Below are 23,060 nucleotides of genomic sequence, written 5' to 3' on the forward strand. Positions count from 1 at the left end.
ATACCGAACAGCGCCGTCACCATGTTCAGGCCGCGTTCGGCGCACACCGCCACCCGGCTGTCCGGGCCGACGCCGCGCGCTATCAGCGCGTGCGCCAGCCGGTTGGCGCGGGCGTTCAGCTGGGCGTAGCTCAGGCTTTCCGTTCCGCTCACCAGCGCGGTGGCGTCCGGCGTGCGGCGCACCTGCTGCTCGAACAGCGCCGTCAGCGTCTGATCCAGCGGGTAGTCACGCTCGGTGCGGTTCCAGCCATGCAGCAGATGCTCCCGTTCGGCGGGCGGCAACAAATCGATATGGGATACTGACCGTGGGCTATTCAGCGTCATCGCCCGCAGCGCCTGTACCAGGTAAACGCCGTAGCGTTCGGCGGTGGCGCGATCGAACAATGCTGTGGCGAAGTTCAGCGTACCGCTGATGCCTTCGCCGGTATCGGCCAGATCGAGCGTCAGATCAAACTTCGCCGCGCTGTATTCCAGCCCGGCCAGCTCGGCCTGCAGCCCAGGCAGCGGAATATCGCGCACCGAGCCGTCCTGCCAGGCCAACATCACCTGGAACAGCGGGGTATAGCCCAGATGACGCGGCGGATTGACCAGCTCCACCACCTGCTCGAACGGCAGATCGCGATTTTCCTGCGCCGTCAGCACCGTGTGGCGGATCCGCGCGATCAGCGTCGGCAGATCCGGATCGTCGCGAAGATCGATGCGCAGCGCCAGCGTGCTGACGAAGAAGCCGACCAACGATTCGGTTTCCAGCCGGCCACGGTTGGCCTCCGGCGTGCCGATCACCAGCTCCTGCTGCCCGGCCATGCGCGCCAGCACCAGGCTCCAGGCCGCCAGCACCGTCATGAACAGCGTGCCGCCATGCTGCCGGCTGAACTGCCGCAGCGCCTGCGTCAGCTCGGCGTCGATCGCGATCGGCACCTCCCCGCCGCTGAAAGACTGCACCGTCGGACGCGGCCGGTCAGTCGGCAGCGTCAGCAGCGCCGGCGCACCGATCAGCGTTTCGCGCCAGTATTGCGCCTGCGCCGCCAACCGCTCCGGCGTCAGATAGCGACGCTGCCAGGCGGCATAATCCGGGTATTGCAGCGTCAGCGGCGGCAGCGGATCGGCATCGCCGCGACGCAAAGCGCCGTACAACGCCCCCAGTTCACGCAGCAGAATGCCGGTCGACCAACCGTCGGAAATGATGTGATGACAGGTGAGCAGGAACAGGTGCTCCTCATCCGCCAGGCGGATCAGCGCGGCGCGCACCAGCGGCCCCTGCGTCAAATCGAACGGTTGAGTGGCCGCCTGACGGCACAGCGTGTCGGCTTGCGCGGGGTGACGTCGCAGATCGTGGAACGCAAGCGGCAGCCCGTTTGCCGGCAAAATCTGCACCTGTGGCCGATCTTCCCGGGTGATGAACCGGCTACGCAGCGATTCGTGACGCGCATAGAGCGCATCCAGACTATGTTGCAGCGCCTGCCGGTCCAACCGGCCGTGCAGCCGCAGCGCCAGGGGGATATGGTAGGTTTCGCTCATCCCCTCCAACTGGGTCAGGAACCACAGGCGTTGCTGGGCGAACGACAGGGGCAAATCGCCGTCGCGCGCCACCGGCAGTATCGGCAGCGGTTCCTGAGCCGGCGCAACTTCCAGCGCCTGCGCCAGCACGTGCAGTACCGGGCTGGCGAACAGCGCCTGCAACGGTAACTGCCATCCGGCCTGTTGCACGCGGTTAGCCAAGCGCACCGCCATCAGCGAATGCCCGCCCAGTTCGAAGAAGTGGTCATAGCGACCGACGCGCTCTACGCCCAGCAGCTCGCGCCAGATAGCCGCCAGCAGATTTTCCGCCTCGCCCTGCGGCGGCGCATAGGCTTCACGCACATAGGCGTCGACCTGCGGCACCGGCAGAGCCCGCTTGTCCAATTTGCCGTTGCCGGTCAGCGGCAACGCCTCCAGCCAAACGTAAGCCACCGGCACCATATAATCCGGCAGCCGCGCCTGCAGATGCTGACGCAGCCCGGTCGCCAGCGTAGCGCGTTCGGCTTCCTGTGCCGGAACCACCCACGCCACCAGTCGCTTGCCCCCGTCGCCATCGTCAATCGCGTCCACGGCTACGCTGCGCACGCGCGGATCGGTACTCAGCTGAGCCTCCACCTCGCCGCATTCGATACGGAAACCGCGGATTTTTACCTGCTGGTCATTGCGCCCCAGGTATTCGATATCGCCCCCCGGCAGATAGCGCGCCAGATCGCCGGTACGATACATGCGCGCACCCGGCGCCCGGTTGAAAGGATCATCGAGAAAACGTTCCGCCGTCAATTCGGGCCGGTTCAGGTAACCCCGCGCCACCCCTTCGCCGCCGACGTACAGTTCGCCGATCGCCCCCATCGGCACCGGTTCGCCGTCGGCGCCCAGCAGATACATGCGCAAATCCGGGATGCGGCTGCCGATCGGACTGGTGGTGATCGCCGTATCCTGCGCCGACAGCGGCCGATAAGTCACATGCACCGTGGTCTCGGTGATACCGTACATGTTGATCAACCGTGTCTGCCGGTTCTCTGGACGAGCAAACCACGGCGCAAGATCGCAAGGCTTCAGCATTTCGCCACCGAACACGATCTCGCGTAGCTGCTGGCGCGCTTCGCTGTGCGCCTGAGCCTGGATAAAGGCTTTGAAGGCGCTCGGCGTCTGGTTTAATACCGTGATGCCGCTGCGGCAGACGAAATGATAAAAATCCGGCGCCGAGCGGGCGATCGCCTGCGGTACGATGAACAGCTGGCCGCCATACAGCCAGGCGCCCCAGATCTCCCAGACCGAGAAGTCGAAGGCGAATGAGTGGAACAGGCACCACCTGTCGGCGACGCTGAAGTTGAACCAGGCGTTCGTCGCGCTGAACAACCGCGCGACCTGCCGGTGCTCCACCATCACCCCTTTGGGTTTGCCGGTCGAGCCGGAGGTATAAATCACATATGCCAGGTGCGCCGGGCGCACCCCGACGTCCTGCAGATCGTCGCTTTCTCCCCTCAGTGGCTGTTCCAGCGCCAGCACCGGCACCTCGCAGTCACCCAGCGCTTGTCGGCCGAGCTCATCCGCCAACAGCAGCACCGGCGCTGAGTCCGCCAGGATGTACTGTAGCCGCTCGCCGCTATAGGCGGGATCCAGCGGCACATAGGCGCCGCCGGCTTTGAGGATCCCCAGCAGCCCGACCAGCATCGGCAGCCCGCGCCCGGCACACAGCGCCACCAGGCTGTCCGGCTGCACGCCAAGCTGTACCAGCCGATGGGCCCAACGGTTCGCCTGGGTATTCAATTCCGCGTAGGTCAGGCTGTCATCGCCATACGTCACCGCGATCGCCTCCGGTGTCCGTTTAACCTGTGCTTCGAACAACCGGTGCAGACAGGCCGTCGGCGAATGTGAAGCGACGGTGTGGTTGAGGCCCTGCAGCAACTGCGCGCGTTCTTCCTCGGAAACCAGACTGAGTTCGCCGACGGTGCGACGATGAGAACCCGCCCTCACCGCGTCGTTGAGCAGCATCAGCAGATGTTGCGTCGCCCGCAACATCTGCTCGTCAGCCACGGAGGCGGCGTCGTAGACCCAACGGAAAGCGCCGTCAGCCTTGCAGATTTGCAATACCGCGCGCGAGCCGGAAGCCATGATGGCGGCAACCCCCTCGTCTTCAGGCTGCAACCCCTGCGCCGAGCGCCGGCTGACGATCGATACCGCCGTCGGCCAAGTCTGAGACGCTCGCAGGTCCGCATCGCGCGTCAGCAACGCGGGATGATAATCGGCATGAGCGCGCAACTGGCTATATTCCTGTTCCAGCGCGGCCAACGCCTGCTGGAAATTGCCGGTGTGATCAACAGAGACCTGCAGCGGCAGCACGCGCGCGCTCAGGTGAGCCCAACGCCCCCAATTCCGATCGTCCGGGGTGATCCACCCCAGCTGAAAATCGGTTTCATTGCACATGCGCGCCAGATAAAGGGTTGCTGCCGCCAGCACATGCTCGCCGGCAATTTTTTCCAGGCGCTGCCAGGCCGTCGCCTGCCAGCGTGCGGGAAGATCCGCCTGGCGGCCAGGCCCCGGCGGGAACGGCGCCGGATAATAACGCGTCAGGCGCGGTTGCCAAAAAGCGGCGCTATCGGCGCTGGCGCCATACGCCGCGCCTAACAGCGAGGCTTCGGCAGCGTTAATCGTCGGCAAGACCGAGCCGACAGACAGGCCGCAGGCCTGCGCCAGCGCATCGCCTGGCTGAGCCGAGCCGTCGGCGCGCAAGAACGGCCCGACGCGCACCACGCCGGGGTTCGCGGCAATTACCCAGCCGTCGGCCTCGACGTGCAGCAGGGTACCGGGTTCGGCCTGCCGCTCATCGCTCACCGCCTGCAGCGCCGTCACGCCCAACACGCGCTCCGCCAACAGCACCTTCGCCGCGCATCCCGCGCCATGGCTCAGCGAACTCACCAGGCGCTGCAGCGCCTCAGCAGGGCGATCCCAACGAATGATGCCGCCAGCAGGCGGTTGCCGACGGTTGGTGTAAAAGCTGCCGCCGGCCTCGGCATCCGCCAGCGCCGCCACTTGCCGATCCAACGCCTCGATCGTCCCCGCCGTTGATGCGTTCAGCGCCCGTAAAATAAACTGGAAACGGCGCTGCAAAACATCCAGATCGCCTAATGAATTTGCATAATCGGCGTCAGAAAAAGTGACGTCCAGCTCATTCGCCTGCTGGTCTTCATACAGCATAATCTGTAGATCGCCGGACGGAATATTCCCGCCATAATACCAACGGGTGCGGCATCCCCAGAAAGGATCGCCGTGGTCGAAAGAAACAATGTTAATTGAAGGGCCAAACCAGGCGGAATCCGTCGCGCCATTGTCACGCCGAATGTCCTCCCCACGATATAATTGATGACGAACCACTTTTGCTATTTCGGCTGCGACCTTTTGGATAAATTCGGCCAGACTCAGCTGGGGTTCAACCTTGATAATCAAAGGGACAACGTTAGAGGTCATACCAATACTGTTTCGTTCTCTCGTTCCGGTCACCGGCATGCTGAAATTAAGATATTCACTGCCGGTCAGGCTGTAGAAACATAATGCTACGGCGGCGGCCAATATATGTGCGCGGTGTACGCCGATATTGTCAGCTTGTTGCTGCAGCTGATCCAATGCCTCTTTTTCCAGCAGCTGCGTGTTGCGGTTCATCGCGGCGTCCGGGGTCAATATGGCTCTACGCGACAAACTCTGCGGCGCAGCGGCAGTATATTCCCGCCAAAAAGCCTGATCGGAAGAAAAGCGTGAGGAGTCGCGGTATTTGATGTCGTTTTCATAAAGCAGAGAGAAATTGCAGTTGGCGAATTCAGGGATGACGCCGCCGGACGCCAGCGCGTTATAGTAAGCCGCGATGCGCCGCATCACTTCCTCGGCACTGCGGCCGTCGGTGATCATATGGTGGAAACGCCGATAGAGGACATAGCGCTGCGGAGCGAGCGTAATCACATAAAAACTAAAAGGTTCCTCTCCCGTGGCGCGGCGCGGCAGCGCCGCATCCGCCACCATCCAGCGTCTGGCCGCCTGCAGGGGATCGGGTTCCTTACTGAGATCGAGTGTGAACAGCGGCTCATGTGTGCGTGGCGCGCGGTATTGATAAAGCTCACCGTCTTTTTCCACAAAATGCGCTTGCAGAGCCGGCGTTTCTTCGACGATAGCATCGATGGCTTGCCGCAGCAGCTTAACGTCGAGAGGCCCGTCAACCTGCCCATAGCCCCAGATATTGAACGACAACTCTTTGGAAATATTTTCCCCCAGCCAGAGTTCACGCTGGGCGATAGTCATTTCATGCAGTTCGACTTTCTCCGCCGCGGCCTGAGCACCCGTACGGAGTTCCCCACTCTTCACATCAGTTTGTTTGTTCATAATATTCTCTAGCACGTTTTCATTACGTTAATGAAAGGGACCGTCCGGATTTAGGCAAAGCCTGGCCGTCCGACAGTTCAGGTCAGAATAAAAAAACCGTAGAAAAGTTGGGTCTCCCCCCAACTAAGAAAGGATGAAATGGTTAATCCAGAGGTTCCCCCTGTGCCTCAATTTGTTGAGCTGTGAAGTATAGGAGAGGATATTTTTTTTGGCGAAATGTGCGAAAGGGAATAAATGACCATTTTATTTCCCCGATATTACTCAGGGATGACGAGCGTATTCCGCTTGTATTAATCTGAGATAATTAGAGAGGAACTCATATTCTTTTGTATTATTCACCGCAGTTAATGTGCAGCAATGCTTACGATAAGAGCCTCTCCATATCAATAAGTTATACTTTATTGTTTTTATGGTAATAATTTATTATTTAATTAATTCATTGGCATTTAAAATGAACGGCAATTTTGCTCGCGGCGCATCTATCGTTTTTTGTTATAACGATGGGAAAAATTATGCTGAAAAATTTCTTCGTTTTTTCGGGCGTCAATCAACGGCATCGTTCCCAATGCCAGACAACGTAAAACGGGGCGGCAGAGCCCTCCCCGAGAGGTCTTACCACATCAGCCGGCCGATCAGCGGCGCGGCCACCACCGTGATAATGCCGGCCAACATCATCACCAGGCTCGACACCACGCCCTCCTGCGGCCCCAGTTCATAAGCGCGGGCGGTGCCGGCGCCGTGCGACGAGGCGCCAAACCCGGCTCCCTTCGCCAGGCGGCTGCGCACCGCCAGCCGCAGAAACAGAATGTCGCCCACCGCCATGCCGAACACCCCGGTGATCACCACGAACAGCGCCACCAGATCCGGCTGCCCGCCCATCTGTTTGGCGGCCTCCAGCGCGAACGGCGTGGTAATCGAACGCACCGCTAGGCTGCGCTGCACCTCTTCCGGCAGCGTCAGCAGGCGCGCCAGCCACACCGAGCTGTACACCGCCACCAGCACCGCCGTCGTTACCCCGGCGGCCAGCGACAGCCAGTGGCGGCGGATGATGTGCAAATTCTCGTACACCGGCACCGCAAAGGCGATGGTCGCCGGCCCCAGCAGCCACAGCAGCCAGTGGGTTTCGCCGATATAGTCCTGATAGGAGATGTGGGTGACCACCAGCAGCAGCACCAGGATCATCGGCGTCAGCACCAGCGGCATCAGCAGTAACGTGCGGCGGCGGCGGTACAGCTTCTTGTTGGCGAAGTAAAGCGCCAGCGTCGCCAAAAAGCAGGCCAGGCTGAGGATAAAATCATTCATGGCGCTGCTTCCGCCGCTGCAGCCAAATCTCCAGCCGATACACCCTGTCCACCACCAGCCCGGTGGCGCCCAGCGTCAGCATGGTGCTGACCGCGATCACCAGAAAGATCTTCCAGCCCTCGACCATCAGCAGTTGGGCGTAGTTGACCACCGCCACCACCGCCGGCACGAAGAACAGCAGCATTTCCGCCAGCAGCCAGCGGGAACCGGCCTTGACCCAGCTCAGCGGCAGAATGCGCAGCAGGATCAGCGCCAGCAGCATCAGCATGCCGACGATATTGGCGGGGAGCGGCAGGTGGAATTGTTGCACCAGGCGATCGGCGATCAGGAACAGCGCCGCATACAACGCCACCTGAATCGGCACCTGCAAACGGGTCAGCAGGGAGGGGGCAACGCGGCGTAACGCCAGAGACATGAAAGATGACCTCAAACAATAAATTGACGGCCTACAGTATACGCAGCCGGGAAACCACGCCTGAAATGAATTAAAATTATCGACATCATGCCGTCCGGGAATAGTTTCCCGCCGGTAGTGCCCTCAAGGAGAACCCTAACGTGGATGTCCGCACCCTGCGCTACTTCGTTGAAGTGGTGCGCCAGCAAAGCTTCACCCGCGCGGCGGAAAAACTGTTCGTCACCCAGCCCACCATCAGCAAGATGCTGCGGCATCTGGAAGAGGAGCTGGAATGCACGCTGCTGATCCGCGAAGGCCGCAAGCTGCGCCTGACCGACAGCGGCCAGGCGGTGTATCAGCGCGGCCTGACGATCCTCGACGAATTCCGCCAGTTGGAGGCGGAGCTGGAAGACATCAGCTCGGTGAAAAAAGGCGTGCTGCGGCTGGGTATTCCGCCGATGGTGGGCAGGCAGATCGCCGATCTGATCCGCCGCTTTCGCCAGACCTATCCCGGCATCGAATTGAAAATTTCCGAGCTGGGCGGGCTGTCGGTCGAACAGGCGGTGATGTCCGGCGAACTGGATCTGGCGATGACGGTGCTGCCCTTCGATTCGGAACAGCCGCTGACCTTTCTGCCGCTGCTGGGCCACCCGATGTGCGTGGTGGCGCCGCGCACGCCGCAGTGGCTCAACCGCACCCGCATCAATATCGCCGAATTGGCCGACAGCCCGATCCTGATTTATAACGAAGACTTTGCGCTGTACAAGATGCTGATGAAGGCGTTTCGCCAGGCCGGTTTTGAACCGCAAATCGCGGTGCGCAGCGGCCAATGGGACTTCCTCGCCTCGATGGTGCAGGCCGGCGTGGGCATCGCCATGCTGCCGGAGCCGGTCTGCCGCTGGCTGGACAAGGAAAATCTGGTCTGGCTGCCGCTGGAACCACGCATGGAGTGGAAAATCGGCCTGATCTGGCGCCAGGGCAGCTACCTGTCGCACAGCGCGCAGGCCTGGATCGCCTGCTGCCGCGACTACTGGCCGCCGCTCAAGTAGCCAAAAAACAAGGGCCGCACAGGCGGCCCTTCAGGACAGAAATAAAGAGGAAACGTTTATTCCTCTTCTGAAGCTTACCCTTCGCGCTCGATCAGCAGCGCTTCGAGCAAGTCGAGATCGTGCAGCAGTTTTTGCAGCGTCTCGTTGCTGATTTTCTGCGTGGCGCGCAGATGGTACAGCTCGCCGCGTTCGGCACGCAGCGCCGTCAGGCGGAAACGCCGCTCGAGGTTTTCCATCGCCAGCGCATTCTCGATGTCGTCTTTCGAGGCGATACGCCGCCGCAGCATGCCCGTCACCCGCGAGCTGACCTCTTTCAACACCTGCGGATCGAGGTTCTCTTCGGTATCGGCAACCAGGCGCTCTTCCATTTTATTCACGCTCTCGATCGCCACTTCGGCCGCCATGGCGATCGCCATGCGTTCTTCCTGCTTGCTGGCGCTCTTGTCGGCCACCTGCACGCCGCGCAGCAGCAGCGGCAACGCCAGCACGCCGACGATCAACGACAGCAGGATCACCCCGGCGGCGATAAACACCAGCTGATAGCGCGCCGGGAAGGCGGTGCCGTCGCTCAGCAACAGCGGTATCGACAGCACACCGGCCAGGGTAATCGCCCCGCGCACCCCGGCGAACGACGCCACCCACAGCTCACGCGTGCTGTAATCGCCGAACTGCAGCGGGCGCTTTTTCATAAAGCGGTTGCTGGCCTTCTTCATTACCCACAGCCAGGTGAAACGCAGCACCAGCAGCGCGGCGTAGATGGTGGCCACGTCGGCGAACAGGTACCAGGTCTGGATGGTCGGATCCAGCTCCGCCTGCAGGATGGAGGTCTCAAGAATGCCCGGCAGCTGCAGGCCCAACATGATGAACACCATGCCGTTGAACACGAATTCCAGCATCGCCCACACGCTGTTGGCGCGCAGGCGCATCGCCAGCGGCGCGTTGCGGATCACGCCGGACTGGCTGATGGTCATCCCCGCCGCTACCGCCGCCAGGATGCCGGAAACGCCGATATGTTCGGCGATCAGGTAAGAAGCGAACGGCAGCAGCAGCAGGAACACGATCTGGGTCGCCGGATCGTCGCCGCTCCAGCGGCTCATCACCCGCAGCGATTTACTGTAGGTCCAGGTGACCGCCACGCCGGCCAGCAGGCCGCCGATCGCCACTTTGAGGAACTCGAGGGTTGCGCCGCCCACGGTGAACACCATGGTGCCCATCGCCACCGCGATGGCGAACTTGAGCGACACCAGGCCGGACGCGTCGTTCATCAGCGCCTCGCCTTCAAGCACGCCCATGATCGGCTTGGGAATGCGCCCTTTGCCGACGATGCCGGACAATGCCACGGCATCGGTCGGCGACAGCACCGCCGCCAGCGCGAAGGCTGCCACCAGCGGAATGCCCGGCACCATGGCGTAGATCAGATAGCCGACGCCGACCACGGTGATCAGCACCAGCACCAGCGCCAGGCCGAGAATTTCACGCCCGTGGTGCAGGAATTCGCGCGTCGGCGTTTTCCAGCCGTCGGCGAACAGCAGCGGCGGGATGAACAGCACCAGGAACAGTTCGGGATCAAAGTCGACGTGCAGCCCGAAATGCGGCCAGGCCAACAGGGCCCCGATGGCGATTTGCATCAGCGGCAGCGGCACCTGGAACGGCAACATGCGCGTCACCACCCCGGACAGGGAGACCACCAGGATCAAAATGAGGATTGTAAAAAAGATTTCCATGCTTTCCTTAGACTCTACGATTCAGACGACATCGGCTCAGGGCCTGCGTTGGTTCCGATAGTAGATCACTTTTTTTACAGCCGTTAAAGCTTGTTGTGCCTTTCAAAACGCGGTGCAGAGCAGAAGAAGACTTATCTTAAGAAGGGAATTGCCGTGACAGCTTCCCTCGCCCGCCGGGCGAGGGAAACCCGAGGGCTTAGATCGCCCAGCCGCCGGCGTAGAACGCCACCAGCGCCACGGCGATCAGCACGGTGCCGATGTTCAGCTTGCGCCATTCGCCGGAGAAGATGCGGCCGATGACCAGCGAGCTGAAGCCCAGCATGATGCCGGTAACGATGTTGCAGGTCAGCACGATGAACACCGCGCACAGCAGGCCGGCCATCGCGTCGACGAAGTCGTTGAAGTCCAGCTTGGTGACGTTGCTCAGCATCAGCAGGCCGACGTACATCAGCGCCGGTGCGGTGGCATAGACCGGCACCAGATAGGCCAGCGGCGACAGGAACAGGATCAGCAGGAACAGAATGCCGACCACGGTGGCGGTCAGGCCGGTCTTGCCGCCCGCGGCGGTGCCGGCGGCGGATTCGATGTAGACCGCGGCGGGCGCGGCGCCCACCAGGCCGGAGAAGATGCTGCTCAGGGAATCCGAGGTCAGCGCCTTGCCGCCGTTGATGATCTGCCCGTCTTTATCCAGCAGGTTGGCCTGCCCGGCCACCGCGCGGATGGTGCCGGTGGCGTCGAACACCGCGGTCATCACCAACGCCAGCACGCTCGGCAACACCACCGGCTGCAACGCGCCCATGATATCCAGGCTGAAGATCAACGACTTGCCGTCCGCGTCCGCCAGGCTCGGCATGGCGAACAGCCCCTGGTATTTCACCGCCGGGTCGAAGATCAGGCCGATGATGGAAATGGCGATGATCACCAGCAAAATGCCGCCGGGCACGCGCAGTTTTTCCAGGCCGAAGATCACCGCCAGGCCGACCAGCGTCATTACCACCGGGAAGGAGGTGAACGCGCCGAGCGCCACCGGCAGGCCATCCAGCGGATTCTTCACCACCAGGCCGACGCCGTTGGCGGCGATCAGCAGCAGGAACAGACCGATACCGATGCCGGTGCCGTGCGCCACGCCCATCGGCAGGTTGCGCAGGATCCAGGCGCGGATACCGGTGACCGAGATGACGGTAAACAGTACGCCCATCAGGAACACCGCGCCCAGCGCCACCGGAATGCTGATGTGCTGGCCCAGCACCAGGCTGAAGGCGGTGAAGGCGGTCAACGAGATCGCACAGCCGATGGCCATCGGCAGGTTAGCCCACAGCCCCATCAGCAGCGAGCCCAGCCCGGCCACCAGGCAGGTGGAGACAAACACCGCCGCCGGCGGGAAGCCCGCTTTGCCCAGCATGCTCGGCACCACGATCACCGAGTACACCATCGCCAGGAAGGTGGTCAGCCCCGCCACCACCTCCTGGCGCACGCTGCTGCCGCGCGCGGAAATTTTAAAATAGCCATCAAGCCCGCCGGTTGGTTTTGCGGCGTGGTTCGCTTGAGAGTTCGACATAGGTTACTTCCCCTGTGTTTCATGAATCGGCCCGTCGCAGCAGGCCTGTAATCTCGCCCGCGCCCGATCGTCACGTAATCGTTTACGTCACGTTCCGCATCCGTGCCCCTCCGTCGCAGTGCCAACGGCGATGCGCACCAAGGCAAACGTTTAACTCGCAGCGCGCGGTACGGGTGATTTATGGTGGTTTATTCAAGGCAAACGATTATCCTGCCTTCCCTAGCGTCTAATCAACTAAAGATCGCGGCAATTTATGCAGAAAGCGGCGGAAATGGCGCCTGCACGATAAAACCGGGGCGACGAGCGCCCCGGCGAATTCCGTCACGGCGGGGTTATTGCGCCTGCACAGCCGCGGGATCCATATACATCAATTCCCAGATATGGCCGTCCAGATCCTGAAAACCGTGGCCGTACATCACGCCGTAGTCCCGCGGCGGGTGGTAGGTGTTGCCGCCGCCGGCGACCGCCTTGCGCACCAGTTCGTCCACCGCCGCCCGGCTGGGCTGCGACAGGCACACCAGCACTTCGGTGGCCTGTTTGGCGTCGCCGATCGGGTTCGGGGTAAACCCCCTGAATTTGTCATGGGTCAGCAGCATCACGTAAATCGTGTCGCTGACCACCATGCACGCGGCGGTGTCATCGGTAAATTGCGGGTTGAAAGTGAAACCCAGGCGGGTGAAAAAAGCCATCGAGGCAGGCAGATCGCGGACGGGCAGATTAACGAAGATTTGCGTAGCCATGGGCTACCTCCGATGAAGAATGACCCCATCGAGTATAGCCCATCCGGTTAACTCAGCAGGTCGTAAGGGCCGCCCTGCTCCAACGCCCGCTGGTAGGCGGGCCGGGCGTGAATGCGCTGCAGAAAGCCGCGCAGTTTCGGGCAATCATCCAACGCGCCGCGCGCCGCCATCGCCTCCAGCGGGAAGCTCATCTGTATGTCCGCCGCGCTGAAGTCGTTGCCGACGAACCAGCTGCCCTTGTTCAGGTGCTGCTCGAGATACTCGCAGTGCGGCGCGATCTGCTTGTCGAGATATTCGCGCTGCACGCCCTTGCCGATCGCGCCGGCCACCGGCCGCAGCAGCCAGGGGATCGGCGGCTGGCCGAGGCGGCTGAACACCAGTTTCATCACCAACAGCGGCATCAGCGATCCTTCGGCGTAGTGCAGCCAGTAGCGGTATTGCTGGCGCGCGTGGAAGTCGGTCGGCATGAACATCCCTTGCGCATCATAGGCTTCCTGCAGATATTCGATGATGGCGCCGGATTCCGCCAGCGTCAGATCGCCGTCGACGATCACCGGTGATTTGCCCAGCGGGTGGATCTTTTTCAGCGCCGCCGGCGCCAGCATGGTCTGCGGATCGCGTTCGTAGCGTTGCACCTGATAGGGCACGCCCAGCTCTTCCAGAAACCACAGAATGCGCTGCGAGCGCGAATGATTGAGATGATGAACAATGATCATAAAGAAGCTCCTGTCCGCTGCCACACCAGTTCGCCCACCTGCACGCCGTTGCCGAGCTGCAAGGGCACCGTGCGCAACGTCAGCCGATCGCCGCTGAAAGCGTAAAAACGCACCTGACGGCTGCCTACCCAGTTGGGGAACGAGCAGCCTTCGACCTGATGCACCACCCGCTGCTCGCTTTCCTCCACCTGATAGCGGCCGAAGTAGCAAATCATATTGATGAAGGCGGCGCGGATCTCTCGCTCTGACCCCTGCGCCAAATCGTCGGCGGCGAAACGCGGCCGCACGGCGCTGTAAAGCTGCGCCGCCATCGTGCCGTTGGCCTCATAATGGATGCGCCCCAGCACCTGCTCGCCCAGCGGGTAATTCAGCTCGCCGTCCTGGTTCTCAAATGCCGAGGACACCAGCGCCCAGCTGCCGATAAATGCGTTTACCGTCATTACGCTTCTCCGGTTAAGGATCGTCTGTAAAGGGTAGTGGCGATTTTTACCGCGCGCCAGCGGATGAAAAAACAATCAGTTTATTTGACAGAGATACTCAAAACTCTCCGATTTTTTATTCCTGCCTGCCGCACTACTATTTAATACATCGAGAGACAACGGGCTCTCATCCAATCAATACGCTGAGGAATACATCATGAAAAACGTCAAAATTTTTGCTACCGCTGCGCTGCTGGCTACCGCTTCTTTCGCTACCTTCGCCGCTGACCTGCCGTCCAGCCAACCCGCTGCAGACGCACAGAAAATCGGCGTAGTCTCCGTTAGCGGCGCCAGCAACCTGAGCGCGCTGGAAAGCGAACTGGCCAGCAAAGCCGCTGCGTCGGGCGCCAGCTCATACCGCATCGTCGCCGCCGGCGGCCAGAACAAACTGTACGGCACCGCAGAAATCTTCAACTGATCGTCGAACAGCCAACCGACGGAAGAAAGAAGCCCCGCAAGGGGCTTTTCTCGTTGTGGGCAGACAAAGCTCTTTGTGAACAGTGGCCGCCAGACATTTCACCGATACTGGGAATAACGCGTTACCCTCACCCACTTTGGAGAAATAACATGACCACAGCACAACCTCTGCATGGCAAAGTCGCGTTCGTCCAGGGCGGCTCACGCGGCATCGGCGCCGCCATCGTGAAACGGTTGGCGAGCGAAGGGGCCGCGGTCGCCTTTACCTACGCCGCCTCGGCCGATCGCGCCGAAGCGGTGGCAAGCGCCGTTACCGCCGCCGGCGGCAAAGCCCTCGCCATCAAGGCCGACAGCGCCGATGCGGCGGCGCTGCAGCAGGCGGTGCGCCAGGCGGTCAGCCAGTTCGGCAACCTGGATATTCTGGTGAACAATGCCGGGGTGTTTACGCTGGGCAGCACCGAGGAGCTGGCGCTGGACGATCTGGATCGCATGCTGGCGGTCAACGTGCGTAGCGTGTTCGTCGCCAGCCAGGAAGCGGCGCGCCACATGAACGACGGCGGCCGCATCATTCACATCGGCAGCACCAACGCAGAGCGCGTGCCGTTCGGCGGCGCGGCGGTGTATGCGATGAGCAAATCGGCGCTGGTCGGCCTGACCAAAGGCATGGCGCGCGATCTCGGCCCGCGCGGCATCACCGTCAATAACGTGCAGCCCGGCCCGGTAGACACAGAGATGAACCCGGACGCCGGTGAGTTCGCCGAGCAGCTCAAGCAGCTGATGGCGATCGGCCGCTACGGCAAAGATGAAGAGATCGCCGGCTTCGTCGCCTACCTCGCCGGCCCGCAGGCGGGTTATATCACCGGCGCCAGCCTGAGCATCGACGGCGGCTTCTCGGCGTAACCATCCCTGAAATGCAAAAAGCCCCGTGAAGGGGCTTTTTTTTGGCTGCAAACGGCCGGATATCAGAACGGGATATCGTCGTCGAAATCCATTGGCGGTTCGTTGCTGGTCGCCGGAGCGCTGTTCTGCGCCGGGCGCGACTGCTGCTGGCCGCCGCTGAACTGGTTGCCGCCCTGTGGCTGCTGAGGCTGGCCCCAACCGCCCTGGCCGCCGGCAGATTGACCGGCCGGTGCGCCGCCGCCCTGACGGCCGCCCAGCATCTGCATGGTGCCGCCGACGTTAACCACGATCTCGGTGGTGTAGCGATCCTGGCCGCTCTGATCCTGCCATTTACGGGTCTGCAGGGAGCCTTCGATGTAGACCTGAGAGCCTTTACGCAGGTATTCGCCCGCCACTTCGGCCAGTTTGCCGAACAGCACGACGCGGTGCCACTCGGTCTTCTCTTTCTGTTCGCCGGTCGCCTTGTCACGCCAGCTTTCGGAGGTCGCCAGGGTAATGTTGGCCACTGCGCCGCCGTTCGGCATGTAACGGACTTCTGGATCCTGACCCAGATTCCCGACCAGAATTACTTTGTTTACGCCTCTGCTGGCCATGAGCACTTCTCCCGATGATTGATTTCTACACAGTATAAACGCGTCAGTTTACCACGCTGAGTGCGAAACCACACCCGTGTTGATAAGTGCGAATTGCATTCCAGAATTGTCTTTTCGATCGACCTTGTTGCATTCGCATACTGGATATTCATTCAGGTTTTTTTGTGTCATAATTATGCGTTTCGACCTGGCTGTGCCGGTTTTTTGCGAGATCCATCACAAAATCCCCCGCAAAAATCGCGACAGGCGCGGTGTATCATCAAGACGGGAAGTGTAAATGGACAATATCGAAGTTCGTGGTGCTCGAACCCATAATCTGAAAAACATCAACCTGATCATCCCGCGTGACAAACTGATCGTCGTCACCGGCCTGTCCGGTTCCGGCAAGTCATCGCTGGCTTTCGATACGCTGTATGCCGAAGGGCAACGCCGCTACGTCGAATCGCTCTCCGCCTATGCGCGCCAGTTCCTGTCGCTGATGGAAAAACCGGACGTCGATCATATCGAGGGCCTGTCGCCGGCGATCTCCATCGAGCAAAAATCCACCTCGCACAACCCGCGATCCACGGTCGGCACCATCACCGAAATCCACGACTACCTGCGCCTGCTGTTCGCCCGCGTCGGCGAGCCGCGCTGCCCGGATCACCATGTGCCGCTGGCGGCGCAAACCGTCAGCCAGATGGTCGATAACGTGCTGAGCCAGCCGGAAGGCAAGCGCCTGATGCTGCTGGCGCCGGTGGTGAAAGACCGCAAGGGCGAGCACACCAAAACGCTGGAAAACCTGGCCGCCCAGGGCTATATCCGCGCGCGCATCGACGGTGAAGTGTGCGATCTGTCCGATCCGCCGAAGCTGGAGCTGCAGAAGAAACACACCATCGAAGTGGTGGTCGACCGGTTCAAGGTGCGCGAGGACATGGCGCAGCGCCTGGCCGAATCGTTCGAAACCGCGCTGGAGCTGTCCGGCGGCACCGCGGTGGTGGCGGACATGGACGACGAGAAAGCGGACGAGCTGCTGTTCTCCGCCAACTTCGCCTGCCCGATCTGCGGCTACAGCATGCGCGAGCTGGAACCGCGCCTGTTTTCCTTCAACAACCCGGCCGGCGCCTGCCCAACCTGCGACGGCCTGGGCGTGCAGCAGTTCTTCGATCCGGATCGCGTGGTGCAAAACCCCGAGCTGTCGCTGGCCGGCGGCGCGATCCGCGGCTGGGATCGCCGCAACTTCTATTACTTCCAGATGCTGCGCTCGCTGGCGGAGCACTATGAGTTCGACGTCGAAGCGCCGTTCAACACCCTGAGCGCCGACGTGCAGAAGGCGGTGCTGAGCGGCTCCGGCAAAGAGTCGATCGAATTCAAATACATCAACGATCGCGGTGATACCACCGTGCGCCGTCATCCGTTCGAAGGCGTGCTGCACAACATGGAGCGCCGCTATAAAGAGACCGAATCCAGCGCGGTGCGCGAAGAATTGGCGAAGTTCATCAGCAATCGCCCTTGCGCCTCGTGCCACGGCACCCGCCTGCGCGAAGAAGCGCGCAACGTGTTCGTCGAAGACACCACGCTGCCGGAGATTTCCGATCTGAGCATCGGCCATGCGATGACCTTCTTCCAGAACATGAAGCTCAGCGGCCAACGCGCCAAGATCGCCGAAAAAGTGCTGAAAGAGATCGGCGATCGCCTGAAATTCCTGGTGAACGTCGGCCTGAACTACCTGTCGCTGTCCCGCTCGGCGGAGACGCTCTCCGGCGGCGAAGCGCAGCGCATCCGTCTGGCCAGCCAGATCGGCGCCGGCCTGGTGGGCGTGATGTACGTGCTGGATGAGCCGTCGATCGGCCTGCACCAGCGCGACAACGAGCGCCTGCTGGAAACGCTGATCCACCTGCGCAACCTCGGCAACACGGTGATCGTGGTGGAGCATGACGAAGACGCCATCCGCGCCGCCGACCACGTGATCGACATCGGCCCCGGCGCCGGCGTACACGGCGGCCAGGTGGTGGCGGAAGGCACCGTCGACGACATCATGGCGCAGCCGGACTCGCTGACCGGCCAGTTCCTCAGCGGCAAGCGCGAGATCGCCATTCCGGCGCAGCGCGTGCAGGCCGATCCGACCAAGGTGCTGAAGCTGAGCGGCGCGCGCGGCAACAACCTGAAGGACGTGACGCTGACGCTGCCGGTTGGTCTGTTTACCTGCATCACCGGCGTGTCCGGCTCCGGCAAATCGACGCTGATCAACGATACGCTGTTTCCGATCGCTCAGCGCCAGCTCAACGGCGCCACCATCGCCGAACCGGCGCCGTTCCGCGAAGTGACCGGCCTGGAACATTTCGACAAGGTGATCGACATCGATCAGAGCCCGATCGGCCGCACGCCGCGCTCCAACCCGGCCACCTACACCGGCATTTTCACCCCGGTGCGCGAGCTGTTCGCCGGCGTGCCGGAATCGCGCAGCCGCGGTTATACGCCGGGCCGTTTCAGCTTCAACGTCAAGGGCGGGCGCTGTGAAGCCTGCCAGGGCGACGGGGTGATCAAGGTTGAGATGCACTTCCTGCCGGACATCTACGTGCCGTGCGATCAGTGCAAGGGCAAGCGCTATAACCGCGAAACGCTGGAAGTGAAGTACAAGGGCAAGAGCATCCACGAAGTGCTGGAGATGACCATCGAAGAAGCGCGCGAGTTCTTCGACGCGGTGCCGGCGCTGGCGCGCAAGCTGCAGACCCTGATGGATGTCGGGCTGTCCTACATCCGCCTCGGCCAGTCGGCCACCACGCTCTCCGGCGGTGAGGCGCAGCGCGTCAAGCTGGCGCGCGAGCTGTCGAAGCGCGGCACCGGCCAGACGCTGTATATCCTCGACGAACCGACCACCGGCCTGCACTTCGCCGATATCCAGCAGCTGTTGGCGGTGCTGCATCAGCTGCGCGATCAGGGCAACACCATCGTGGTCATCGAGCATAACCTGGACGTGATCAAGACCGCCGACTGGATCGTCGATCTGGGGCCGGAAGGCGGCAGCGGCGGCGGCGAGATCCTGGTGGCCGGCACGCCGGAAACCGTGGCCGAGTGTGAAAAATCGCACACCGCACGCTTCCTGAAACCGCTGTTGAAGCCGTAGTGCCGCCGGCGTGCGGGCCGTCGCTCAGGCGGCCCGCACGCCGGCCCGTTTCGCTGCAATCAAACAGAAACAGGCAAGATTTCGACATTTTCAGGCATTTCCCTCCGCGCTCACCGCTTTTATCATCAATGTTCCCTCGGCGGCCGCCCTGTCTGACTCAGGCCGCGTCTCACCGGCACTCCGCTGCCGGCCAAGCGTTGTCCCCCATACATTGATAACTGGAGCGACCATGAACATTACCCATGCCTATGCCGCGCATGACGCGAAGTCTGCGCTGGTGCCTTTCGATTACCCACCGCGCGCCCTGCGCGACCACGATGTGCAAATTCAGGTGTTGTTCTGCGGCGTGTGCCATTCGGATCTGCACCAGGCGCGCAATGAATGGAGCAATACCATTTACCCGGTGGTGCCGGGCCACGAAATCGTCGGCCGCGTTAGCGCCGTCGGCGACCACGTCTCGCGTTACCGGGTCGGCGATCTGGTCGGCATCGGGTGCATGGTGGATTCCTGCCGCAGCTGCCCGAGCTGCGATGAGGGGCTGGAGCAGTATTGCGAGAACGGCTTCACCGGCACCTATAACGGTCAGGATCGCCAGACCGGCGCCGTGACCTACGGCGGCTACTCCACCGATCTGGTGGTGGATCAGGACTTCGTGCTGCGAGTGCCGGAAAATCTCGATCCGGCCGGGGTCGCGCCGCTGCTGTGTGCCGGCATCACCACCTATTCGCCGCTGCGCCAGTGGGGCGCGGGGCCAGGCAAAAAGGTCGGCATCGTCGGGCTCGGCGGGCTGGGGCACATGGGCGTCAAACTGGCGCGGGCGATGGGCGCGCACGTGGTGCTGTTCACCACCTCGCCGTCGAAAATCGAAGACGCCAAGCGTCTTGGCGCTCATGAAGTGGTGATTTCGCGCAACCCGGAGGAGATGGCGCAGCACGTCAACAGCTTCGACTTCATCCTCAACACGGTAGCGGCCCAGCACGATCTGAATCCGTTCCTCAACCTGCTGCGCCGCGACGGCACCCTGACGCTGGTCGGCGCGCCGGAACACGATCATCCGTCGCCGCAGGTGTTCAATCTGATCATGAAGCGCCGCCGCATCGCCGGTTCGCTGATTGGCGGCATCGCGGAAACGCAAGAGATGCTGGACTTCTGCGGCCAACACGGCATCACGTCGGATATCGAGCTGATCCCGATGCAGCAGATTAATGAAGCCTATGAGCGCATGCTGAAAAGCGACGTGAAGTACCGCTTCGTGGTGGACATCGACTCCCTGCGGGTCTGATGACGGCGGGCGCCCAACGGCGCCCGTTTCTTATAGCTGCTTGATGATCCTGGCCGGGTTGCCGCCCACCACGCAATTGGCCGGCACGTCTTTGGTTACCACCGCACCGGAGGCAACGACCGCATTGTCGCCGATGGTCACCCCCGGATTGATCACCGCGCGCCCGCCGATCCACACGTTACCGCCAATCCTGACCGGCTTGCCGAACTCCGCCCCGCCGACGCGGGTCTCGGCGTCCAGCGGATGGGTCGCGGTGTAGATATGCACGCCCGGCGCCAGCAGGCAGTTGTCGCCGATATGCACCTCGCACACGTCGAGGATCACGCAGTCGAAGTTGGCGTAGAAGTTCTTGCCCAGATAGATGTTATAGCCGTAGTCGCAGCGGAAGGTCGGCTCGATGGTGCCGCCCTGATAGCCGCCCAGCAACTCGCCCAGCCACTGTTTGCGCAGCTCGCCCTCTTCCGGCGAGGAGTGGTTATAGCGATGCGTCAGCTGGCGCGCGCGCCGACGCTCGCTGCGCAGCAGGTCATCGCTGGCGTCGTACAGTTCCCCGGCGATCATCTTGCGCTTTTCTTCGCTGATGGCCATGTCGGCCTCCTTATTTACCCGCGTTTCTTGAATGCCCAAGCGTAGCCGCTTTAGCCCGGCAATAAAAAGGGAACGTTCCCGACTTAAAACCGCGATCACGCTTTAACATGAAAAAGCAGGAGAAAACGGGCGGCGCCGCCGCCCGGCAATCAGGCGCGCAGTTCCTGGCGCACGTGTTCGGGCAGGCCTTCCACCACCAGCTGATAGGAGCTGTCGATCAGCGTGTAAAACTGCGAGTTCGGCAGGTTGCCGTCAAGAAACACCGTGTTCCAGTGCGCCTTGTTCAGGCCGTCGCAGGCGACGATCTCAGGATGGTGTTCACGCAGGCTTTCCGCCAGCTCCGGGCTGGACTTGACCGCCAGCGCCGGCCGCCCTTCGACCTCGCACACCATGGCGAACATCACGTCGCCCACCTTGATCTGGCTGGCCTGCCACTGGTTCTGGTCGCTTTGCTCCGCGCCCGGCTTCGCCATGCAGTACTCCAGCAATGCACTGTTATTCATTGGGTTATTCCCCCTGTAACGTGGCCACAATACGGCGTGCTCCGCCGTGGATGCGGTGCTCCCCCAGCCAGATGCCCTGCCATGTGCCCAACATCAGCCGCCCGTGCCTGACGGGCAGCGTCAGAGAAGCGCCCAGCAGCGAGGATTTGATGTGCGCCGGCATATCGTCCGGCCCTTCGTAGTCATGCTGATAGGGTGCGTTTTCCGGCACCTGACGCAGGAAATGCTGCTCCATATCGGCTCGCACCGTGGGATCGCAGTTCTCGTTGAGCGTCAGCGAGGCCGAGGTATGCTGCAGCAACAGATGCAGCAGGCCGGTTTGCAGGCGGTGTAAGTGGGTTAACTGGTTGACGATCTCGTCGGTAACCAGATGAAAGCCACGCGCTTTTGCGCTGAGGATTAGCGTTTGCTGATGCCACATGAGTGAGCGCCCCTCAATCAGTATATTCTCTCTCCGGTTTGCGGCAACTTCGGCGGCGCGCCGGCAATAAAAAAGGAGCGATATCGCTATCGCTCCCCGATGAACGTCCGTTCAGACTAACAGGCGTTACTGCACCGCGGCAAACGCCTCGGCCACCTGACGCACGTTGTTGTGGTTCAGGCCGGCCACGCACATGCGGCCGCTGTGGATCAGGTAGACGCCAAACTCTTCACGCAGGCGATCGACCTGCGCCGCGCTGAAGCCGGTGTAGCTGAACATGCCGCGCTGCGCCAGCAGGTAATCGAAGTTGCGCTGCGGCAGCGCACTCTTCAGGGTATCCACCAGCGCGTGGCGCATCTCGAGAATGCGGGTGCGCATGCTCTCTACTTCGTCCAGCCACTGGGTTTTCAGCTGGGCGTCATTCAGCACCTTGGCCACCAGCTGCGCGCCGAAGTTCGGCGGGCTCGAGTAGTTGCGGCGCACGGTGGCCTTCAGCTGGCCCAGCACGCGCCCGGCCGCCTCTTCGCTTTCGCACACCACCGACAGGCCGCCGACGCGCTCGCCGTACAGCGAGAAGATCTTCGAGAACGAGTTGCTCACCAGGCACGGCAGGCCGGCCGCCGCGATGGCGCGAATGGCGTAGGCATCCTGCTCCATGCCGCCGCCGAAGCCCTGATAGGCGATGTCGAGGAACGGAATGATTTCACGCTCGGCGATCACCTTGACCACCTCATCCCACTGGGCAGGGGTCAGGTCGGAACCGGTCGGGTTGTGGCAGCACGGGTGCAGCAGCGCGATGCTGTGCTTCGGCAGCTGTTTCAGCGCGGCGAGCATGGCGTCGAACTTCACGCCCAGACTTTCGCTGTCGAAATAAGGGTAGGTATTCACCTTGAAACCAGCGCCGCTGAAAATGGCGACGTGGTTTTCCCAGGTGGGATCGCTGACCCACACCTGCGAATCCGGGAAGTAGCTTTTCAGGAAGTCGGCGCCCACTTTCAACGCGCCGGAACCGCCGACGGTCTGAATGGTGGCGATACGCCCCTGCTGCAGCATCGGGTGCTGCGCGCCGAACAGCAGATGCTGGATGGCGGAACGGTAGGGTTGCAGCCCTTCCATCGGCAGGTATACCGAGGCGCCGTGCTCGACGCTGTTCAACTGCGCCTCCGCCGCGGCGACCGCCCGCATCTGCGGAATGATGCCCTGCGCATCGTAGTACAGGCCGATACTCAGGTTCACCTTGTGCGCGCGCGGGTCTTGTTTGAATTTTTCCATCAGCGACAGAATGGGATCGCCGGCATAGGCGTCAACGTTCTGGAACACGGGGTTTTTCTCCTGGTTTATTTATTGTGGTTTGGGCACAGCGTTACGTTCCTAATATAGACGGAAAACCGCATTCGGTT

18 protein-coding genes are annotated in these 23,060 nt (G+C 61.8%); 5 read left to right on the forward strand and 13 right to left on the reverse strand.

Annotated elements, in window-relative coordinates; translation table 11 throughout:
- The 3 genes from ACJ8HH_RS23275 to ACJ8HH_RS23285 all read right to left on the reverse strand — a co-directional run.
- Positions 1 to 5,888, reverse strand: a 5,888-nt coding sequence (locus tag ACJ8HH_RS23275) for an amino acid adenylation domain-containing protein (protein WP_442520249.1), incomplete at its 3' end; no start/stop codon positions are given.
- Positions 5,889 to 6,500: 612 nt separating this feature from the next.
- Positions 6,501 to 7,190, reverse strand: coding sequence for an LrgB family protein (locus tag ACJ8HH_RS23280; RefSeq protein ID WP_033649720.1), 690 nt, complete (start codon positions 7,188 to 7,190; stop codon positions 6,501 to 6,503).
- Positions 7,183 to 7,605 (reverse strand): CidA/LrgA family protein, encoded by a 423-nt coding sequence (locus ACJ8HH_RS23285; RefSeq protein WP_004936830.1) that lies wholly within the window; start codon positions 7,603 to 7,605, stop codon positions 7,183 to 7,185. The genes ACJ8HH_RS23280 and ACJ8HH_RS23285 overlap by 8 nt, the downstream gene beginning before the upstream one ends.
- A 140-nt stretch (positions 7,606 to 7,745) precedes the next feature.
- Here ACJ8HH_RS23285 and ACJ8HH_RS23290 point away from each other — a divergent pair, with 140 nt between their 5' ends.
- Complete coding sequence (locus tag ACJ8HH_RS23290; RefSeq protein WP_025304429.1) at positions 7,746 to 8,633, forward strand: LysR family transcriptional regulator; 888 nt, start codon at positions 7,746 to 7,748, stop codon at positions 8,631 to 8,633.
- Between the two features lie 74 nt (positions 8,634 to 8,707).
- Here ACJ8HH_RS23290 and ACJ8HH_RS23295 read toward each other — a convergent pair whose 3' ends face one another.
- The 5 genes from ACJ8HH_RS23295 to ACJ8HH_RS23315 all read right to left on the reverse strand — a co-directional run bounded on the left by ACJ8HH_RS23295 (position 8,708) and on the right by ACJ8HH_RS23315 (position 13,811).
- Positions 8,708 to 10,357 carry a Na+/H+ antiporter gene (locus ACJ8HH_RS23295; RefSeq protein WP_033636184.1) on the reverse strand — a complete coding sequence of 550 codons (1,650 nt, stop codon included), beginning with the start codon at positions 10,355 to 10,357 and terminating at the stop codon, positions 8,708 to 8,710.
- 196 nt (positions 10,358 to 10,553) lie between these two features.
- Positions 10,554 to 11,915, reverse strand: a complete 1,362-nt coding sequence (locus tag ACJ8HH_RS23300) for an NCS2 family permease (protein WP_033636185.1) — start codon at positions 11,913 to 11,915, stop codon at positions 10,554 to 10,556.
- A 332-nt stretch (positions 11,916 to 12,247) separates the two neighbouring features.
- Positions 12,248 to 12,655 carry a VOC family protein gene (locus ACJ8HH_RS23305; protein WP_033649719.1) on the reverse strand — a complete coding sequence of 136 codons (408 nt, stop codon included), beginning with the start codon at positions 12,653 to 12,655 and terminating at the stop codon, positions 12,248 to 12,250.
- 47 nt (positions 12,656 to 12,702) lie between these two features.
- Complete coding sequence (locus ACJ8HH_RS23310) at positions 12,703 to 13,371, reverse strand: glutathione S-transferase family protein (protein ID WP_033649718.1); 669 nt, start codon at positions 13,369 to 13,371, stop codon at positions 12,703 to 12,705.
- On the reverse strand, positions 13,368 to 13,811 hold the full coding sequence (locus ACJ8HH_RS23315) for a lipocalin-like domain-containing protein (protein ID WP_033636188.1): 444 nt from the start codon (positions 13,809 to 13,811) through the stop codon (positions 13,368 to 13,370). Before ACJ8HH_RS23315 ends, ACJ8HH_RS23310 begins: the two co-directional genes overlap by 4 nt.
- A 196-nt stretch (positions 13,812 to 14,007) precedes the next feature.
- On the opposite strand from ACJ8HH_RS23315, the gene bhsA reads away from it, so the two are divergent.
- Together bhsA and ACJ8HH_RS23325 are read left to right on the forward strand one after the other, a co-directional pair.
- On the forward strand, positions 14,008 to 14,268 hold the full coding sequence (bhsA, locus tag ACJ8HH_RS23320) for a multiple stress resistance protein BhsA (RefSeq protein ID WP_033636189.1): 261 nt from the start codon (positions 14,008 to 14,010) through the stop codon (positions 14,266 to 14,268).
- A 149-nt stretch (positions 14,269 to 14,417) separates the two neighbouring features.
- On the forward strand, positions 14,418 to 15,167 hold the full coding sequence (locus ACJ8HH_RS23325) for a 3-oxoacyl-ACP reductase family protein (RefSeq protein WP_033649717.1): 750 nt from the start codon (positions 14,418 to 14,420) through the stop codon (positions 15,165 to 15,167).
- Between the two features lie 62 nt (positions 15,168 to 15,229).
- Here ACJ8HH_RS23325 and ssb1 read toward each other — a convergent pair whose 3' ends face one another.
- Entirely contained in the window at positions 15,230 to 15,760 is a 531-nt protein-coding gene (gene ssb1 / locus ACJ8HH_RS23330) for a single-stranded DNA-binding protein SSB1 (RefSeq protein WP_004936793.1), read from the reverse strand.
- 277 nt (positions 15,761 to 16,037) lie between these two features.
- On the opposite strand from ssb1, the gene uvrA reads away from it, so the two are divergent.
- Together uvrA and ACJ8HH_RS23340 are read left to right on the forward strand one after the other, a co-directional pair.
- The gene (gene uvrA, locus ACJ8HH_RS23335) at positions 16,038 to 18,866 is read left to right on the forward strand and encodes an excinuclease ABC subunit UvrA (protein WP_033636192.1); all 2,829 of its coding nucleotides are present in this window, start codon (positions 16,038 to 16,040) and stop codon (positions 18,864 to 18,866) included.
- 229 nt (positions 18,867 to 19,095) lie between these two features.
- Positions 19,096 to 20,148: an NAD(P)-dependent alcohol dehydrogenase gene (locus tag ACJ8HH_RS23340; protein ID WP_033649716.1), complete on the forward strand. Its 1,053-nt coding sequence runs from the start codon at positions 19,096 to 19,098 to the stop codon at positions 20,146 to 20,148.
- A gap of 30 nt (positions 20,149 to 20,178) precedes the next feature.
- On the opposite strand, the gene maa is transcribed toward ACJ8HH_RS23340, so the two are convergent.
- From maa to ACJ8HH_RS23360, 4 genes are all read right to left on the reverse strand, one after another.
- Complete coding sequence (gene maa, locus ACJ8HH_RS23345) at positions 20,179 to 20,736, reverse strand: maltose O-acetyltransferase (protein ID WP_060452120.1); 558 nt, start codon at positions 20,734 to 20,736, stop codon at positions 20,179 to 20,181.
- Between the two features lie 149 nt (positions 20,737 to 20,885).
- On the reverse strand, positions 20,886 to 21,239 hold the full coding sequence (locus ACJ8HH_RS23350) for an MmcQ/YjbR family DNA-binding protein (RefSeq protein WP_019453210.1): 354 nt from the start codon (positions 21,237 to 21,239) through the stop codon (positions 20,886 to 20,888).
- A gap of 4 nt (positions 21,240 to 21,243) precedes the next feature.
- Complete coding sequence (locus ACJ8HH_RS23355; protein ID WP_004936779.1) at positions 21,244 to 21,660, reverse strand: secondary thiamine-phosphate synthase enzyme YjbQ; 417 nt, start codon at positions 21,658 to 21,660, stop codon at positions 21,244 to 21,246.
- Between the two features lie 126 nt (positions 21,661 to 21,786).
- Positions 21,787 to 22,980, reverse strand: a complete 1,194-nt coding sequence (locus ACJ8HH_RS23360) for an amino acid aminotransferase (protein WP_060440949.1) — start codon at positions 22,978 to 22,980, stop codon at positions 21,787 to 21,789.
- Between the last annotated feature and the right edge of the window lie 80 nt (positions 22,981 to 23,060).

Origin of the sequence: Serratia sp. CY32780 (assembly GCF_052169135.1) — a bacterium.
Lineage (GTDB): Bacteria > Pseudomonadota > Gammaproteobacteria > Enterobacterales > Enterobacteriaceae > Serratia > Serratia sarumanii.

Bases quoted from the DNA above. Each gene is read 5' to 3' on its own strand.
- ACJ8HH_RS23280 (WP_033649720.1), bottom strand. From the start codon at position 7,190: ATGAATGATTTTATCCTCAGCCTGGCCTGCTTTTTGGCGACGCTGGCG.
- ACJ8HH_RS23285 (WP_004936830.1), bottom strand. From the start codon at position 7,605: ATGTCTCTGGCGTTACGCCGCGTTGCCCCCTCCCTGCTGACCCGTTTG.
- ACJ8HH_RS23295 (WP_033636184.1), bottom strand. From the start codon at position 10,357: ATGGAAATCTTTTTTACAATCCTCATTTTGATCCTGGTGGTCTCCCTG.
- ACJ8HH_RS23300 (WP_033636185.1), bottom strand. From the start codon at position 11,915: ATGTCGAACTCTCAAGCGAACCACGCCGCAAAACCAACCGGCGGGCTT.
- ACJ8HH_RS23305 (WP_033649719.1), bottom strand. From the start codon at position 12,655: ATGGCTACGCAAATCTTCGTTAATCTGCCCGTCCGCGATCTGCCTGCC.
- ACJ8HH_RS23310 (WP_033649718.1), bottom strand. From the start codon at position 13,371: ATGATCATTGTTCATCATCTCAATCATTCGCGCTCGCAGCGCATTCTG.
- ACJ8HH_RS23315 (WP_033636188.1), bottom strand. From the start codon at position 13,811: ATGACGGTAAACGCATTTATCGGCAGCTGGGCGCTGGTGTCCTCGGCA.
- bhsA (WP_033636189.1), top strand. From the start codon at position 14,008: ATGAAAAACGTCAAAATTTTTGCTACCGCTGCGCTGCTGGCTACCGCT.
- ACJ8HH_RS23325 (WP_033649717.1), top strand. From the start codon at position 14,418: ATGACCACAGCACAACCTCTGCATGGCAAAGTCGCGTTCGTCCAGGGC.
- ssb1 (WP_004936793.1), bottom strand. From the start codon at position 15,760: ATGGCCAGCAGAGGCGTAAACAAAGTAATTCTGGTCGGGAATCTGGGT.
- uvrA (WP_033636192.1), top strand. From the start codon at position 16,038: ATGGACAATATCGAAGTTCGTGGTGCTCGAACCCATAATCTGAAAAAC.
- ACJ8HH_RS23340 (WP_033649716.1), top strand. From the start codon at position 19,096: ATGAACATTACCCATGCCTATGCCGCGCATGACGCGAAGTCTGCGCTG.
- maa (WP_060452120.1), bottom strand. From the start codon at position 20,736: ATGGCCATCAGCGAAGAAAAGCGCAAGATGATCGCCGGGGAACTGTAC.
- ACJ8HH_RS23350 (WP_019453210.1), bottom strand. From the start codon at position 21,239: ATGAATAACAGTGCATTGCTGGAGTACTGCATGGCGAAGCCGGGCGCG.
- ACJ8HH_RS23355 (WP_004936779.1), bottom strand. From the start codon at position 21,660: ATGTGGCATCAGCAAACGCTAATCCTCAGCGCAAAAGCGCGTGGCTTT.